Genomic DNA, 14,834 nt, shown 5'->3' with positions numbered 1-14,834 from the left:
TCAATAGATTAAACTATTTTAACATAATTTTTCAATTTTATTAGTTAAAATTTAAAAATTTAGTCTAGGAAATCAAAAATATCTTCGCCAATTTCAGCCATTTCAATTCCAAAATTTTTTGCAATTAAATTGCCGATTGTGGCCAGTGAAGAAATTGGATTTTTTAATTCTTTAGTTTTTGATTTAAATTTTTTTGAAAAAATTGTAAGCGGTAGCGCCTCGCGGGTGTGATTTGTCCCGGGAAAACAAGGATCATTTCCATGATCAGATGAAATTATTAGTAAATCATCATCTTTTAGGGCATTTGTTAGTTTAGCTAATTTAATATCAAAATTGTTTAAATTTTGACAATATCCCATAACATCGCGACGGTGGCCATAACTTGAGTCAAATTCAACTAAATTAACAAAAATGAATTGATTTTCACTTTCTTGACTTGCAATATCAATTGCGATATCCATATTATTTTCATCACTATTAGGCCCAAAAATTTTATCTAGACCTTGATTTGAGAAAATATCCCCAATTTTTCCAATTCCAATAGTTTCAATTCCGTTTTTCTGTAAGGAATCAAGAATTGATTTCGGCGGAATATTTGCATAATCATGCCGGTTGAAGGTGCGTTTAAAATTTCCGTTTTCACCTATATAAGGTCTTGCAATTACACGAGCAACATTTCATTCTGGCCGAGAGCTACAAATTTTTCGGGCCGCTTTTGCATACCGATAAAGATTTTCAAGCCCTAATTTTTCCTCATGTCCACAAATTTGTAAAGTCGAATCTGGTGAGGTATAAACAATTATTTTATTTTCATCAATTGCTTTTTGCCCTAATTCTGCAAGAATAACAGTTCCACTAATTGATTTATTACCAATAATCTGACGATTATCAAAGGCTTTTTGGAGTTCATTAATTAATTCATCTGGAAATCCATCATCAAAATTTGGGCTAGGCTTAACAGTTTCGATTCCCATCATTTCAAGATGGCCAGCAAGAGTATCTTTTGCTTTGGATTTTACGATTATTTTTGAGACATAAGCAAGTGGTTGTTTATTTTTTTTGCCAAAATTTTCAATTTTGGCGATATTTCCTATCCCCATTTTTTTTCAAAAAGGAATTTTTAGTTCCCCAGTTTTAGAGACAGAATATAAAGTGTTTGCGCCTTGATCATTAAATTTTTTTTGGAAACCATCATCACCAATTCCAAGCGAGTCAGTTACAATTAAAAAAATTCTTTTAAATTTATAGTTTTTCATAATTTTACTTTTGTTTTTCCTATTTTTTTCACTTTTTTTTATAATTTTACTATTTTTATCATAATTTCCAACAGAGAATGAAATTATTTTTGCAAAAAGACTTAAGGGATTGCGGACTTGCGGTTCTCCAATCAATTTATTATCATTTTTATGATAAAAAAATCTCAATAAATGACCTAAAAACAAAGGCATTTTATTCACATGATGGCATAAATATTGCAAATCTTGAACGTGTTGCCAAGGATTTTGGCATTATTCTTGAATCATATGGCGGATCATTTGAAAATCTACAAGAACTAGAACTCGGAAAACCAACAATTATTTTAATTAAAACAGGCGATCTAAATCATTATGTTTTACTAACAAAAATTACAAAAAGGAAATTTGAAATTATCGACCCTTTAAAAGGAAAAATGAAAATTACTAAAACTGAAATGCAGAAAATTTTCCAAAACGTCGTGATTTTTGCCCAAAAAGATTTTGATTATAAAAAATCAAAAAAAAAAGATAAAAGCTGAAATAATTGGTGGTTTTTCCTTGAGGCAAAAAGTAATTGGTATTTACTTTTTTTATTTTTTATTACTGCGGTTAGTAATTTTGTCTCCTCATTATTTATGAAAACTGTTATTGATAAAGTTTTCCCGCAGACTGAATTTTCGCTTTTGGTCAAAGTTTGTATTTTTTTTATCTGGATTGCTTTTTGGCGGATTTTACAAGATATTTTTAAAAAAACTTATATTCATAAAATTGAACTTAAAATTGAAAAGGAAATTTTTGATCGATTTTTTAGCGCCTTAAAAACAGGGGAAAATTTTCAACTTTTAAAATTAGATAATCATGATTATATTCGACGAATAAATTTAATTCCTAGTTTTGCTAGTTTTTCTGCTAGCTTTTATTACCATATTTTTAATGAATTAATCACTTTTTTAATTTCATTTTTTATTCTTATTTGAATTGATGTAAAAATTTTTGGGCTAATTATTGCTATCAGTATAGTTTATCTTTTAGTTAGTATATTTGTTAGAAAAAATATCACAAAAAACCATCGATTTTTAATGGAAGATCAATTAAATAGTCTTACAAGCACTAATGATTTAATTTTTTCAATTGAAAATTTAAAGCGGGATGATGTTTATAAAAATTTAAAGCGTCAATTTGATGAAAAATACTACCGTTATAAAAATACTGAATTTAACATTTGAAAAAAAGAAAATTATTTGTCAAGTTTTAATAATTTTATTTTTTCAATTTCGCCAATCCTAATTGTTTTAGTGTCTTCATTTTGAATTTTTGATAAAAAATTATCGATTGGAGAACTTTTGCTTTTTTTAAGTTTTTTTAGTTTTTTTATCAATCCACTCTCATCTTTTGTCGATATAGTTACAAATTTACCGATATTTTTAAGAGAATTAGAACTATTAAATTTTGTTTTAAATATTGACAAGGAAGCAAAAGGTAAATACCACCAAAAAATTTCTGATATTAAATTAAAAGATTTAAGCGTTAGTTACTATAAAAACAAGACACTTTTTTATATTGATAAAATGCGGATTAACGGGAATTTACGAATAATTGGGAAAAATGGAAGTGGGAAATCCACTTTTTTAAGACTTTTAAATCAAGATATTGTCTATAATGGCGAGTTTTTAATTAATAATCTTGATCTAAAGTATTATGACCAAAACGAACTTCGCAAAAGAATTTGTTATATAAAATCCCATAATTACTTTCCAAGTATTTCGGTTCTTTCTTTTATTACAAACGAAAATCCTGAAAAAATTCAGAATTTAATAAATAATTTTCAGCGTTTTGATATTCAGGAAATGCTTTATGAATGACAAATTTCACTTGATGCAAAATTTGTTAATAATGGCTCAAATTTTTCAAGTGGGCAAAAGCAAATAATCGCACTTTTGCAATTATTAACACAAGATTTTGACTTAATTTTACTTGATGAGGCTTTTGAAAATATTGATGAAAAAAATTTTGAATTTTTAAAAAAAGTTATTACAAATTATCAAAAAAATGCTTTTTTTATCGAAATTTCCCACTCAAAAAGATTTATAAACGAGGAAGGAGAAATACTTGATATCAAAAATATATCAAAACAGTAAAATTTCATTATTAATTAGTATAATTTTATTAATTTTAATGTCGATTAGTCTTTATTATTTTTTCCAAATAAAAACATATAAAACAATTAATTTTATACTTGAAATTGATGAAAAACACAAAACTTTTGCAAAAATAAATTCTGATATTTATTATTTGTTAAATAAAGATTCCTTTGCTCAATTCCAATTTCAGGACCGCAGTATTAGACTTGAACTTATAAAAATAACTAATACAAAACAAAATGAATTTATTATTGAATTTACAAAATCACTCTTACTTAAACCGAAAACACAAATACCGGCAGTACTTTTTCTTAAGGATAATGGAAATTTTTTTGATCTTTTTATAAAATAATTGTAAAATTATATTAAATGAAGGCAAAAATTAATTTCCTTAATCAAAGCAGAATTAAGTTTAAATATTTAAAGTTGTTTAGGAAAATTTTTAAACTTTTAGTCGAAAAAGAGCAAATAACAGGTGAAATTAGTCTAGATTTGATGTTAATAACTCAAAGAAAAGCTCAAAAATTAGCCATTAAATTCAAAAATATCAATTATATCCCTGATGTTTTGTCTTTTCCAAGTAATTTAATAATTGCTAAAAAAAATTTTCGCCTTCATTTTCTAGGAGAAATTTTTATGACCCCAGCAAAAATTATAAAACAAGCAAATGAATATGGCCACTCAGAAGAGCGTGAGTTTTCTTATCTTTTTGTTCATAGCATCTATCATTTGCTTGGCTTTGATCACCAGGATGAAAAAACAAATAAGTTAATGGATGAAAAAGTTGAAAATATTTTAATAAATTTAGGAATTAATCGATAATGAAAAAAATTTTTTTAGAACTAGAAAAATTAAGTAAAAAAGCCTACTGTCCTTATTCAGGTTTTGCCGTTGCTGCAATTTTAGTGACTACTTCTGGCCAATTTTTTAAAGGCGTAAATGTTGAAAATGCCGTTTTTCCCGCAACAATTTGCGCTGAAAGGGTTGCAATAACCCAGGCAATTGCAAGCGAAATTGAACCTAAAACTTTCAAAGAAATTCACATTTATAGCCCAAATACAGATAAATTCATTATCCCTTGTGGTCAGTGTTTGCAAGTTTGTGCTGAATTTTTTTCAGAAAAAGTTAGTATTTTTCTTTATAATTCCAAGTCAGAATTTAGGGAAAGAACATTAAATCAACTATTGCCAAACCAGTTTAACAAGGATTTCTTTTAATAATTTATGGATATAAAAAAAACATGTTTTGTAGCAATTGTTGGTTTACCTAATGTTGGTAAGTCCTCACTTATAAATTCGCTTGTGGAATTTCCAGTCTCAATTGTAAGTTTAAAGTCACAAACTACCCGCGATGCCATAAATGCAATTTATAATAAGGATAATCTTCAAATTTTATTTGTCGATACTCCCGGCTTTCATATGCGAATTAATAATTTAAGTAATTCCTTAAATTATGCGATTAACTCAACACTTGAAGGAATTGATCTGGTCCTTTTTTTGCACCCGGTTGATAAACCAGTTGACCAAAATACTAGATTTTTGGCAAAAAAAATTGCTAAAAATATGAATAAAATTGTTTTGATAACTAAAACTGACCTAGAAAATGATAAATTAAATTTTAAAATTCAGGAGAAAAATTTTCGTGAACTTAATTTTGAAAAAATTTTACCCTTTTCAACAAATTCAGAAGACTTACGTATTAATTTACTATTAGAAATTGAAAAGTTTGCTTATCCATCCGAACATTTTTATAGTAATTTGGATGTTACTGATCAAAGTTCACGTTTTTTTGCCAAAGAAATTATTAGAAAACAAATACTTTTAAATCTTGAAGACGAAATCCCCCATCAAAGCGCAGTTTTAATTGATAATTTTGATGAATCAGATAACCGTTTTGTAAAAATTGAGGCAACAATTTATGTAGGAAAAAAATCACATTTACCAATAATAATTGGTAAGGGTGGTTCGGTTTTAGGAAAAATCGGAACAGATGCCCGTAGAGAACTTGAAGAGATTTTCGGCAAAAAAGTTGTTCTAAAAAACCGCGTGTCTATAGCGAAAAAATGATTTAATAACCCTAAAATGATAAAAAGATTCGGGTATTAAGTCATTTTTATTTTATATTTTAATTAAATAAAATAAAGTTAGCAACTAAAATTGTTTTTGTTACTAACTTTATTTCATTTAATTAGAAGGAAATAAATATATGAAAATGGAATTATTAAATCTACCCTAACTACTTTCCCAAATACAATGTAAATAAAATTTACAGTAACAACAAAAGGCAGTTAATAATAAAAAAAATACTAGGATTTTGGAGTAAAATATGTTATTAATTAGAATAAAGTAATTTTTACCAAATACAAATAAGAAAAAATAGTAAAATAGAGAAATAATTAAATGTTTGTAATTGGTTAGTAACTTTTAATTGTTACTAACCAAAAATAATTATACCAAATTTTATTTTTTTAACAAAAATTAATTAAAAATTTTTTAAATTTTTTTAATTAAATTAATATTAAAATCCAAATTAAATTTAAATACTTATTTTTTATCACTAATATATAGGAATTTTTTCTTAGAATATGGCTGAAAAAATTATTAAAGGAATTATTGTTGATCGACTTAATTTTCGTGATTTTGATCTAATAATTAAATTAGCCACTAATTTTGGCATTATAAAAATGGTAGCATTAGGCGTTAGAAAAACAACAAGCAAAAATATTTATATACTAAATCTTGGTTGTTTAGGTGAATTTGAGATTTTTTTAGCAAAAAATCCTAATAAATTATCAAAATTAAAAAAGGGCGAATGTTTTCTGCATTTGGATTTAGTTAATAAAAATATTTATAACTTTTGAAAATTTTCCTCACAAATTATGCATGAGCAAAATTTTGAACCTAAAATTTTTCCAATTTTAGAACAAGCATTTTTTAAAATTAACGCCAAAAATGCTGATGCAATTAAGGTTTATACAATTATTAACTGGATTAAATTTAATGGTTGAATTGCAAATCTTACAAGTTGTAAGGTTTGCAAAACCAACCAACGATTAGTGAATTTTGATTTTGCTGGGGGGATGGAATGTTTTCGCCATCGAAGCTTAAAACCTTTAATTCGTTTTAATCCAAAAGAATTAGAAATTATTTATTGATCAGATTTTAGTTTAGATTTATTTTTAGAAAAAATTGATTTTTATTATATTTATTCTTTGTTTGATGTTTTAAAATTATTTTTAAATAAAAATTCATACATTTTTCTATAAACTTTTGGTATAATTTTTAAAAATTTATGATTAGAATTATTTCCGGAAATTATCGTGGTGCGGTTATTAAAAATCCTGAATTTTCAGTGGTGCGTCCAATGTCTAGTCGTTGTCGTGAAGCAATTTTTTCCCAACTTCAATTTGAAATTCCTAATTCTAAGGTGCTTGATTTATTTGCCGGTACTGGAGCGATTGGGCTGGAGGCGACTTCTCGTGGCGCTAAAAAGGTGGTAGCAACCGAATTAAACCAAAAAGCTTACCAAAATATAGTAGATTTTTGTAAAAAATATAATATTAAAAATTATCAAATTTTTAATAAAAGTGCAATTTTTTTAATTAATGATCTTAAAAATAAAAAATTTGACTTCATTTTCCTAGATCCTCCCCATAGTGAAGAAGAAATTACAAAAAAATGTTTCTGAAAAATTGCAGAAAATAATTTATTAGCAAAAAATGGACTTATAATTTATAAAACAAATTTAGGCTCTAAACTAATTCCGGACATTTTTTCAATCCATCAAATAAAAAAATACGGTAAAAACAGCGTTTTTTTCCTAAAATATTACAATGAAGGTAAAAATGAGTAAATTAATAATTTTGTCTGGACCTTCAGGGGTTGGCAAGGGCACAATTGAATCACTTTTATTAAAAAATAAAAATTTATTAATAAAGTTAGCAATTTCTGCAACAACTCGAGAAAAAAGGAGAGACGAAATTAACGGAGTTAATTATTTTTTCCTAACAGTTCAAGAGTTTAAAGAAAAAATTGAAAATGATGAATTTATTGAATGAAGTTGTCATTTTAATAATTATTATGGGACCCTAAAATCGCAGATTAAGTTTATTCAGTCTCAAAATTTTATCCCATTATTGGAAATTGATACAACAGGTGCTAAAAATATTATTGAAAATTACAAAAATAAAGGTGAATTATCCCAACTTTTAACTATTTTTATCCTCCCTCCTTCCATTGAATCTCTTAAAAACCGGATTCAAAAACGTCTAACAGAAACAAATATTCAAATAAATCAACGACTAGAAAAAGCCAAAGCTGAGATTAAAATTAAAAATTTGTTCAAATTTCAAGTGGTTAATGACAATTTAGAAGAATGTGTTGCCCAAATAGAAAAAATTATAAGTAAAGAGATCCAAAAAACTTAGATGAAAGGGCAAGTTGTTCGAATTATTGCCGGTTTTTATGATGTTGTCGATCCTAAAAACCGAAAATTATACCCGCTTTTAAGAGGTTCTGGCCTTCTTCGGTTGAATGAAACATCGCCAATAGTTGGTGACTTTGTTGATTTTGAAGAAAAAGGCTTTATTAAAAAAATTTATGAAAGAAAAAATCAGCTAATTCGTCCAAAAGTAGCCAACATTGATCAAGCTTTAGTTTTTATTTCGATTAGAGAACCTAATTTTTCAAGCTTATTATTAGATAAATTTTTATTGGTAATTGAAGCAAAAAATATTCCTGTAATTTTATTAGTTACTAAAATTGATCTTGATTCTAATTTTGAAAATTTATTACTTGATTATCAAAAAATGAATTATAACATTTTTTTTATTAATAATAAAAAAAATGAAATTCCTGTAGAATTAAAAGCCGAATTAGAAAAAAAACTTAACTTTGTTATCGGTCAAACCGGTGTCGGAAAAACCAGTTTTATTAATAATTTTTTAGATAAAAAATTTGCTATTCAAGAGATTTCCCAGACACTAAACCGTGGAAAGCATACAACTAGAGTCGTCCAAATTATTGAAAAGGAAAATTTTCGGATAATTGATAGCCCCGGTTTTTCCTCGTTTTCATACAGCGAGATATCCAAAAATGAAATTCGCAATGCTTTTAAAATATTTAAAAAATTTTCATCAGACTGCAAATTCCGTTCCTGCTTTCATTTTCAGGAGAAAACTGATCAATGCGGCATTAAAAGGGCGCTAAAAGATGGAAAAATACCAGAAAATCGTTATAAAAATTATCTTTATTTTTTAGGAAAATATGAAAAGAAAAATTATTAGCCCCTCGCTTTTGAATATAAAAAAATCTAGTCGGCTAAAATCAACAAGAATTTTTTTGAATCTTGGCATAAAATGATTTCACTTTGATTTTATGGATGGTATATTTGTTAAGAATGTAGCAATATCTATTCCAGAAATCAAAAATATTATTAAAAAATCAAAAGAATTTATCTCTGATGTTCATTTAATGTCTGTTAATCCCGAAGAGCAAATTAAGCAATTACTAGGGTATGTGAATTTTGCAACAATTCATTTTGAAAGTAGAAATTATGCTCAAATTAAAGAGATAATATCAAAATATTCGCGAAAAATTAAAATAGGAATAGCAATAAAACCTGAGACAAAAATAGAACAAATTTATGATTTATTACCCGAAATTCAGCTAGTTCTAATAATGTCAGTTGAACCTGGCAAAGGCGGTCAGGCTTTTATCGAAAATACTTATAAAAAAATAGAAGAATTATCCAAAATAATTCAAGAAAATAATTATAAAATTATCATTCAAGTTGATGGTGGCATTAAGGATTTTAATTCAAAAAAGGTTTTTGATTCTGGGGCTGACGTTATTGTAGTCGGAACTTTTTTAGCTGAAAAACCAACAAAATTAAAAATTAAAAAATTAATTAATTAATTAATTAATTTTTTAATTAATAAAAAAACCCAATTTATAAATTTTTCCATAAATTGGGTTTGTAAAACTGTTATTTTTAAAATTTATAAAAATTTAACTCGATTAATAAATTCAAAAATACTTGTATTTACAAGCGCATGAGCAGCTTGAGATACAGAGCCATTTTGTACTTTTTTCAGTGATTCAGAAATTTCTTGTAATTGTTTTAGAATTTGGTCTAATTTAGAAGGTATTGTTTTTACTGATTCGAATTGGTTTTTCAAGGCATCAAAATCCAAACTCGTAAATTTATTAAGCCCTTCCTGAAATTTGTTTATTTGGGCTGAATCTAATTTCCCAACTGCTTCCTGGATTTCATTAATTGTTTTTGTGATTTTATCAAATTTAAAATTTTCTATTTGTTTTTTAAATAAAAAATATAAAGTAGCGATTATTATCCCAAATAAAAGAACATTTCCGATTATAACCGCTAAAACTGTTGAAAAAAAACGCGTAAATCGTGACATATTCCTCCTTTTATGATTTTATTAATTTTTAAAAATTTGTAAAAAATAAAGTTTAGAAGAACAATTTTAATTTTTTATTTGTTTTCTAAGTTATTTTCTTGCTTTATTTTTTCTTCATTGTTGTCCTTTTGTTCTTTATCCTGTTCAATTTCGTTATCATTTTGGTTTTTATTAACTATTTCCTCATCTTTTGCCTCATGATTGAACTCGATTAATTTATCAATTACTTTTTGATTAGTGATATTAATCTGAATTTCGTTATAAGAAACAGTTTCGCTTATTTCCTGAACTGATTTTCCAGTAAATTTTGCTAACTTTTCAACATGGCTTTCATATTCTTGCTGAGTTGGCACAAGTCCTTCTAATTTTGCAATTTCGGCGAAAATGAAAGAATTTTTTAGCAATTTTTTTGCTTCTACTTCGAATTGGTCGTATATATCTTTTTCAGTAAATTTAGTGATTTTCAAATATTCTTTAAGTGGAATCTCTTGTTGTTTGAGTGTTGAATGGAAAACTTCATTAAGTCGCTCAATTTCTAAGTTAATTAATTTTTTAGCCAAGGGAACCTCAACCTGTTCTCCAATTTCAGTAAGTGCATTTCTTTGGAAATCAATTTTTGCTCTTTCGATATTTTCGCGCTCTGTAAGATTTTCTAGATAAACTTCTAACTGACTAATTGTTTCAACATTTTGAATTTTTAGTGATGCAACAAATTCATTTGTTAATTTTGCTGGCTGATTTTCCTTTATTTTATTAATCCTTACGCGAAAACGTGCTTTTTTATTTGCATAGGTATGAACCTGGTAATTTTCTGGAAATGTTACATAAATATCGGCCTCTTTTTTGATTTCAAGACCAACAAGTTGTTCCTCAAATCCGGCAATAAAACTATTAGAACCTATTCGAAGGTCAAAGTTTTCTCCTTCACCGCCATCAAAAGGCTCATCATCAATAAAACCTTTAAAGTTAAAGTTAATAACATCTCCTATTTTTACAGGTCTATTTACTTCGATAAACCTTCCTTTTGCTTCCAAAAGTTTTTGTTTTTGCAGCTCGATATCTTCTTTTGTTATTTTTTTAATGGCAAATTTGGTTTTAAGGTTCTTATAATCAGGCAATTTAATTTCTGGGTAAACCGGATAAAGAAATTCAATTTCTAAATTATTTTTATCCATATTAACTATGTTAAAAATTGGTGATTCAATAACATTGTCACTATCAATTATGTTTGTTGCCGCCTGTTTTTCAAGTTCGGGAAGAAACATTCTGAGGGCAAGCTCAAAAACAGCTTGCGGATTTAAATAAGCTCTTGCTTTTTCTAGAGGAACTTTTCCTTTGCGAAAACCTCGTAAAGAAACTTTTGCTGCCTGTTTTTGTTCAGCTTTTTGGTAGAATTCAGCTCATTTTTTAGAATCTGCAGTTAACTTTATTTTTAGCTCAGCACTTTCAGGTAAAAATTCACGTTTTATCATTAAAAATTCGTCCTCAATTTAATTTGGTTAACCTTGTTAATTTTCAAAATCTAAGTAAAAAAATAAAAATAAGTATAATTATAATCTAAATTAAGTAAATTTAATTCAAATTAAAAAAAATAATAAAAATACTTATATTTTATCATTATTTTTTGCTTAATTTAGTATAATGTAAATATATTATAATATAAATCTTTAAATTTTAATAGTATTTGGTCTAATTTCATTTATTTTTTCCGCTGCAAATTTAATACAATCATTAATTATCTTCAAACGATCACCTTCAAGATTAAGCTCTCATACCTTTTCATTGAGAGCAATAAAAACTTGGCCTAATTTTCCATCTTGAATTTCTGGGCCTGCATTTCCTGTTAGACTGATTACGTATTTAGTCTGGAAAAAATTTTGACCAAATTCAGCCATTTTTAGCGCTGTTTTTGCATTAGTAACTCCATTTTCTGTCTTAATTCCGATTTTTTCCTTAATTTTATTTTGATAACAAACAATTCCACCGGCAAAAAATTTGCTTGCTCCCTTTGTTTTAACAATTTCAGCTGCAAGTGCGCCTCCAGTTAAGGATTCAACAGTTGCAAGGCTAAATGGATTTTTGGCAAAAACTCAATCTTTTTTGGTAAAACTTTGAGTTTTTGTGCAAAAATTACAGACAAACTCAATTTTTTGGTAATTTTTAATTAAATCATCAACTTCCTTCTCAGTAAATAAATTTAAATTTTCAATTAAATTTTTATTATCACAGCCACAATAATAAGTTCAATTTTTACTTCCAATTAATTCAAAATTTTCAAAAAACTCTATAAAATCTTTGATCTTTTTGTTTTTTAGTCAGCTTTCAACCTCTTGAATTTCGCTCTCTGAATAATTAGGTAAAAGTTGAATAATTAATGATTGTGCTTTAGTGATTTTTAAATTTTGATCAATTTCAATTAAATTTTTTATCGCTGATCTTGTTTGTTGTGATTGATAAAAATAAAAAGCTAAATCACTGACAAAATCACCAACTTGTAATGGCACTTGTCCTGAATAATCATTTTTTTGACCAAATTTATTAATTTTTAAAAAACCAGAATTCCCGACAAATGAACCTACTAACTCGTTAGGGTTGTATTTTTTAAAATATTCATCTGGTATTTTGTAGTTTTTATTGTTAAAACTTGCCCGAATTTGGCCATTTTTGTTAGTTTCGATCACTAATGATTCTAAGTTTTTAGAGAATATTTTAATTGAAAATCCGCCTTTTTCTTCTTTAATTAGGTATGAAAGCGGCCCAAAAACATTAATTGCACTTGCCAAAACTAGACTGTTAATATTATCAAGTTGATGAATTTTAATTGCTTCATTTATAATTTGGCTCATTTCAGAGACAATTATTAAAACATTTTTATATAGATAAATTTTTGACTGTGATTTCATTATTAAAAAATTTTCCTAATTTGATTTAAGCCATTTTTCCAGAAGAGTTTTCCATTGATCCTCATTCTCGCAGGCTAAATATTCAAGAATTTGGGCATCATTAACTAAGCAAAATTTAGGTGAGGTTCCTAATTTTGTATAATAATTATATCATTCTTTGATTTTTTTGATATCATCAAGAACTTGTTGACTATTGACATTAAAACTATAAGCTTTGATATGCCGTTTTTTAATAGGAAAATTACTAGGATTTTCATAGTCTGAGTCCTTAAGAAAGGTGGCCACAATTACAAATTTATTTGCTTTTTTTAAAAAAGAGTATAATTGTGCTTGTTTTATGTATTTTTGGGGTAAATTTTCCCCTTTTTGGCCTCATTTTTCTAAATTTTTAATACCAGTTGTTTTAATTTCAATTATTGTATTAGTTTTTGGAATAAATCCATCGGGAATTCCGCCAATTATTGAATCTTCTTTAAAATAGTCATAATTAAATTTTTCGGGTGGGAAAGTTTCAATTTCAAGCCTTAATTTATCAGAAAGCGCTTTAATTACGAGTGGTTCAATTGCAATTCCAGCATCAATATATTTTCTATCCAAAATCGGCATATCTAGTTTTGCGATTTTAATAAACGCCCGAAAAGGTGAGCTAAAACTATCAAGTCCGAGAACTTCACCAATTAAAGTCCCACCAATTTTTTTAAAACCAGTTTTAAAAGCAAATTCTTTATTTAACAGTTTTTTATGAAATGATTTTTCAAGAATTAAAACCTGATTTTCATAGTCAATAAAATAGTCTTTTTTATGATAAAATTTTCTTGTAGAATCCATAAAGCTCCTTTAAATTCAAGGTTGAAGGCAAGTTAGGGCCAAAATAATTCCTAAAATTATTAGTAAAAATATGTTTTTTTTCTTTAAGTAAGAAATAAAAACAATTATAGCCCATGAGGTCCCAAAAAAAATAAAAACCCAAAATCTTCAACCCTCTAAAAATTCACTGCTTTTTTTTGTTAAAAAATAACCTTTACTTGAATTAAAACTATAATTTATAAAAATCAAATTGGTAAGTAATTGGAAAGCAAGTGCTAATATTATTCCGACAATCACCGGCCGAAAAATTTTTATCAAATTTATTCAAAAAACATTGTTTTTGATAGCTATTTTTTTGCTAATTCTCAATCAAAAAATTATTAAAAAAATAGCCGGCAAAATAAAAATAATTATAAAAAAAATGGCTAAAAATCAACCCAAAACACCATAATCGCCAATTAAAAAGCCCGTAATTCCTGCTAATTTAAGTGAGATAACCCCCGGAGTTGAATTAGCAATAGTAAAAATTTGACTAATTTGTTCCTGATCAATTTTTAGACCCAGGTGAGCTAGTTGTTCTCAAAACCAGCTAAAAACAGGCATAAAAACTTGACCGCCGCCAAAAACTAGTAGACTAATTAAAACAAGCCCGATTATTGCCAAACTAATTATTAGTATCATTTTTTCTCTTCCATTTTTTGATTAAAAATCAGATAAAATAAATAAAAATAACACAAAAAAGAGGTACAAGCGCTAGATTATAAGGGTTTGGCACAAAAAAGCAATAGGCAAAACTAGCAATTAAGATACTAAAATAAACAGCCGAATTTAAATTTTTTTTATCATTTTTCCAATAAATATATGAAAAACCTAATAAAACACCAATAATTGTAGAAAAAACAGCCAAATTAAAAATAATAAAATATCTTTCTGGGAGAAATTTTGTTACATAAATAAGCAATAAAAACAGGAAAATATGGGGTAAAATTCCCAAAATTGTAACAATAACCCCCAAAAAACTTCCTAATCTCTTAATTGCAATTAGCGAAATCATTTGCACAACCGAAGGCCCAGGTAGTAAATTTGTCAAAATTAGTCCTTGATCAAAATCAGACTTTGAAATCCATTGTTTTTTTGTAACAACTTGGTTGTAAATGATTGGCATTAACGCATTTCCGCCGCCAAAAGAAATTAGTGAAATTTTAATAATAAATCATAAAAAAATAAAAAAATCTTTAATTTTTGATGTTTTAGTTGAATTTAAATTCATAATTTAGTTAAATTTTATATTATTTTTTAAAAAATGTGGTATAATTAATTTTTGGTT

Annotated in this window: 17 protein-coding genes; 10 read left to right on the top strand and 7 right to left on the bottom strand. The window is 26.6% G+C overall.

From position 1 onward, the window contains the following. Positions 1-59: 59 nt before the first annotated feature. The gene (locus tag MHJ_RS00870) at positions 60-1,256 is read right to left on the bottom strand and encodes a phosphopentomutase (protein ID WP_011283955.1); all 1,197 of its coding nucleotides are present in this window, start codon (positions 1,254-1,256) and stop codon (positions 60-62) included. 77 nt (positions 1,257-1,333) lie between these two features. Between MHJ_RS00870 and MHJ_RS00865 the strand changes: the two genes are divergently transcribed. The 10 genes from MHJ_RS00865 (at position 1,334) to MHJ_RS00820 (ending at position 9,291) form a co-directional block, all read left to right on the top strand. Continuing rightward, the gene (locus MHJ_RS00865; protein ID WP_011283954.1) at positions 1,334-3,373 is read left to right on the top strand and encodes an Mbov_0121 family peptidase domain-containing ABC transporter; all 2,040 of its coding nucleotides are present in this window, start codon (positions 1,334-1,336) and stop codon (positions 3,371-3,373) included. Next, entirely contained in the window at positions 3,345-3,728 is a 384-nt protein-coding gene (locus MHJ_RS00860; RefSeq protein WP_220200845.1) for an MAG1140 family protein, read from the top strand. The genes MHJ_RS00865 and MHJ_RS00860 overlap by 29 nt, the downstream gene beginning before the upstream one ends. 17 nt (positions 3,729-3,745) lie before the next feature. Next, positions 3,746-4,198, top strand: a complete 453-nt coding sequence (gene ybeY / locus MHJ_RS00855; RefSeq protein ID WP_011206061.1) for an rRNA maturation RNase YbeY — start codon at positions 3,746-3,748, stop codon at positions 4,196-4,198. After that, entirely contained in the window at positions 4,198-4,593 is a 396-nt protein-coding gene (cdd, locus tag MHJ_RS00850) for a cytidine deaminase (RefSeq protein ID WP_011283952.1), read from the top strand. Before ybeY ends, cdd begins: the two co-directional genes overlap by 1 nt. A 6-nt stretch (positions 4,594-4,599) precedes the next feature. Continuing rightward, positions 4,600-5,481 carry a GTPase Era gene (era, locus tag MHJ_RS00845; RefSeq protein WP_011283951.1) on the top strand — a complete coding sequence of 294 codons (882 nt, stop codon included), beginning with the start codon at positions 4,600-4,602 and terminating at the stop codon, positions 5,479-5,481. 479 nt (positions 5,482-5,960) lie between these two features. After that, positions 5,961-6,641 carry a DNA repair protein RecO gene (recO, locus tag MHJ_RS00840; RefSeq protein ID WP_011283950.1) on the top strand — a complete coding sequence of 227 codons (681 nt, stop codon included), beginning with the start codon at positions 5,961-5,963 and terminating at the stop codon, positions 6,639-6,641. Between the two features lie 26 nt (positions 6,642-6,667). Beyond that, positions 6,668-7,228, top strand: a complete 561-nt coding sequence (gene rsmD, locus MHJ_RS00835; RefSeq protein ID WP_011283949.1) for a 16S rRNA (guanine(966)-N(2))-methyltransferase RsmD — start codon at positions 6,668-6,670, stop codon at positions 7,226-7,228. Further along, positions 7,209-7,802, top strand: coding sequence for a guanylate kinase (gene gmk, locus MHJ_RS00830; protein ID WP_011206066.1), 594 nt, complete (start codon positions 7,209-7,211; stop codon positions 7,800-7,802). The genes rsmD and gmk overlap by 20 nt, the downstream gene beginning before the upstream one ends. After that, the gene (gene rsgA / locus MHJ_RS00825; protein WP_011283948.1) at positions 7,803-8,660 is read left to right on the top strand and encodes a ribosome small subunit-dependent GTPase A; all 858 of its coding nucleotides are present in this window, start codon (positions 7,803-7,805) and stop codon (positions 8,658-8,660) included. Continuing rightward, positions 8,641-9,291, top strand: a complete 651-nt coding sequence (locus tag MHJ_RS00820; RefSeq protein WP_011206068.1) for a ribulose-phosphate 3-epimerase — start codon at positions 8,641-8,643, stop codon at positions 9,289-9,291. Before rsgA ends, MHJ_RS00820 begins: the two co-directional genes overlap by 20 nt. 83 nt (positions 9,292-9,374) lie before the next feature. Here MHJ_RS00820 and MHJ_RS03785 read toward each other — a convergent pair whose 3' ends face one another. From MHJ_RS03785 to MHJ_RS00790, 6 genes are all read right to left on the bottom strand, one after another. After that, complete coding sequence (locus tag MHJ_RS03785; RefSeq protein WP_044284595.1) at positions 9,375-9,797, bottom strand: hypothetical protein; 423 nt, start codon at positions 9,795-9,797, stop codon at positions 9,375-9,377. A gap of 74 nt (positions 9,798-9,871) precedes the next feature. Next, the gene (tig, locus tag MHJ_RS00810) at positions 9,872-11,269 is read right to left on the bottom strand and encodes a trigger factor (protein WP_044284594.1); all 1,398 of its coding nucleotides are present in this window, start codon (positions 11,267-11,269) and stop codon (positions 9,872-9,874) included. 195 nt (positions 11,270-11,464) lie between these two features. Then, complete coding sequence (locus MHJ_RS00805; RefSeq protein WP_011206071.1) at positions 11,465-12,700, bottom strand: Hsp33 family molecular chaperone HslO; 1,236 nt, start codon at positions 12,698-12,700, stop codon at positions 11,465-11,467. A gap of 15 nt (positions 12,701-12,715) precedes the next feature. Beyond that, entirely contained in the window at positions 12,716-13,528 is an 813-nt protein-coding gene (locus tag MHJ_RS00800) for an MAGa7180 family putative nuclease (protein ID WP_011283944.1), read from the bottom strand. Positions 13,529-13,537: 9 nt separating this feature from the next. Then, entirely contained in the window at positions 13,538-14,188 is a 651-nt protein-coding gene (locus tag MHJ_RS00795; RefSeq protein ID WP_011283943.1) for a chromate transporter, read from the bottom strand. Beyond that, positions 14,172-14,777: a chromate transporter gene (locus MHJ_RS00790; protein ID WP_044272343.1), complete on the bottom strand. Its 606-nt coding sequence runs from the start codon at positions 14,775-14,777 to the stop codon at positions 14,172-14,174. Before MHJ_RS00790 ends, MHJ_RS00795 begins: the two co-directional genes overlap by 17 nt. Positions 14,778-14,834: the final 57 nt, after the last annotated feature.

It is taken from the genome of Mesomycoplasma hyopneumoniae J, assembly GCF_000008205.1.
In the GTDB taxonomy this organism is placed as follows: Bacteria; Bacillota_I; Bacilli_A; order Mycoplasmatales; family Metamycoplasmataceae; genus Mesomycoplasma; species Mesomycoplasma hyopneumoniae.
Note: the sequence above shows the minus strand (reverse complement) of the source record. Positions and strands in the feature narration are given on the sequence as shown.